The sequence below is a fragment of the Mucilaginibacter sp. P4_E8 genome (assembly GCF_056401495.1).
In genome coordinates this window covers 1-1,508 of the sequence record NZ_JBFUJG010000371.1, presented here as the reverse complement: position 1 = coordinate 1,508, position 1,508 = coordinate 1, and the positions used below count along the sequence as shown (strand labels likewise).

Here is a 1,508-nt window from a genome sequence, read left to right as displayed (position 1 = left end):
GCCTGGTACAAAAGGATTTTATGCCGATAAAATATTCAGATGTGCATTTTGCCCTTTGGCGGGGAATCAAAAAAGTATTTGATCCTAAGGGTGTATTGAACCCCGGGAAGATATTTTAACAGATGTGCAAATGTGCGGATATGCAGATGATTTGAAAATGAAGTCATCTGCATATCTGCACATTTGAAATCTGCACATCTAAAATTAATTTGTATTCAAGATCAATCTCGGTTCATCATACTCAATCATACTGCGGCGCTCGTTGGCAGGGATGGACACTGATTTGTTGGCTGCATAATCGTAGCTAATGCAAACAGTTTTACCTGTAGTTACAATTTCTTCGCCCTGTGGGGTTACTTTTACCAATACATGCATGACATCAAAACTGCTGTTGCCTATGCGTATAGTGCGCACATAACAGGCTATTTGATCATTWATGGTGATGGGTTTCAGATAATTGATCTCTGACCGGCCCAGTATAATACCCGCATGGTTCCAGTCCCAGTTAATTATTTCTTTCCAATAGTTGGTTCTTGCTATTTCAAAATAGGTTAAGTACACCGCATTGTTAAMGTGCCCGAAGGCATCTATATCAGAAAAACGGATGGGGATGCCCGTTTTGTACTTGTAATCAGTAAGTTTTTCAGCCATTGGTGTCAATTTGTCTGTATAAAACCGTTTGTTGCGACAAATTGTCTGGTGTGTTATCGGTTTTATCTCTTGGTATAACAGTTGATTAATAGGTTACGAAGTTAACAAAAACAAAAACTTTTAAGGAGATATTAAAATGACATTAGTAAAATTCAACAACGGATTAAAAAATAACGCAGTAGGCCCATTCTTTAACGATGTATTCGATTCAATATTGAACGATTCATTTATTGGCGATAAATTAGTAGCCCGCGTACCTGCAGTGAACATTGCAGAAAACGAAAACGAGTTTCATATTGAACTGGCTTCACCTGGGTTAAAGAAAGAAGATTTTAAGATCAACTTAGATAAGAACGTATTAACTGTATCGGCCGAAAAGAAAAGTGAGAACGTAGAAGAAGGCAAAAAATTCAGCAAACGCGAATACAGCTACAACTCTTTTACCAGATCCTTTACTTTGCCAGAAAGTGCCGATCATTCAAAAATTGAAGCTGATTATACCGATGGTATATTGAAGCTTACTGTAGCCAAAAAAGAAGAAGCTAAATTTCAGTCAAGAGAAATAGCTGTAAAATAATTAAAGACTGTTTTCATAGAGTAGTTAGTTTGGTTTTTAAGAGAGAGGCCGCTCCATTTGGGGCGGTCTTTTTTTTGTGCCTGTATGTTTATAAACTACTATTGATATTGACCGGAAGCTTTGATAATAAAATCTGCTTGAAATAAGCATACTCCTAACTGGCATTTGGGGTGTATAATTATTGTATATTTAACAATCTTTATATACCTTTTTCATGAAACGAAACATCCTTTTTTCAGCAACCCTGCTGTTATTATCTGCTGCGCTATTAGCACAAACC

3 protein-coding genes are annotated in these 1,508 nt (G+C 36.7%); 2 read left to right on the top strand and 1 reads right to left on the bottom strand.

All coding sequences use genetic code 11. The annotated features are described in order from the left end of the window. Nucleotides 1-20: 20 nt before the first annotated feature. Nucleotides 21-119 carry an FAD-linked oxidase C-terminal domain-containing protein gene (locus tag AC1DRQ_RS31475; protein ID WP_477430069.1) on the top strand — a complete coding sequence of 33 codons (99 nt, stop codon included), beginning with the start codon at nucleotides 21-23 and terminating at the stop codon, nucleotides 117-119. A gap of 85 nt (nucleotides 120-204) precedes the next feature. Here AC1DRQ_RS31475 and AC1DRQ_RS31470 read toward each other — a convergent pair whose 3' ends face one another. Beyond that, nucleotides 205-651 (bottom strand): acyl-CoA thioesterase, encoded by a 447-nt coding sequence (locus tag AC1DRQ_RS31470; RefSeq protein ID WP_477430067.1) that lies wholly within the window; start codon nucleotides 649-651, stop codon nucleotides 205-207. A 136-nt stretch (nucleotides 652-787) separates the two neighbouring features. On the opposite strand from AC1DRQ_RS31470, the gene AC1DRQ_RS31465 reads away from it, so the two are divergent. Beyond that, entirely contained in the window at nucleotides 788-1,228 is a 441-nt protein-coding gene (locus AC1DRQ_RS31465; protein WP_477430065.1) for an Hsp20/alpha crystallin family protein, read from the top strand. The last annotated feature ends 280 nt before the right edge of the window (nucleotides 1,229-1,508 follow it).

Excerpts from the sequence above, each read along its gene's own strand:
- AC1DRQ_RS31475 (WP_477430069.1), top strand. The coding sequence starts at position 21 with ATGCCGATAAAATATTCAGATGTGCATTTTGCCCTTTGGCGGGGAATC.
- AC1DRQ_RS31465 (WP_477430065.1), top strand. The coding sequence starts at position 788 with ATGACATTAGTAAAATTCAACAACGGATTAAAAAATAACGCAGTAGGC.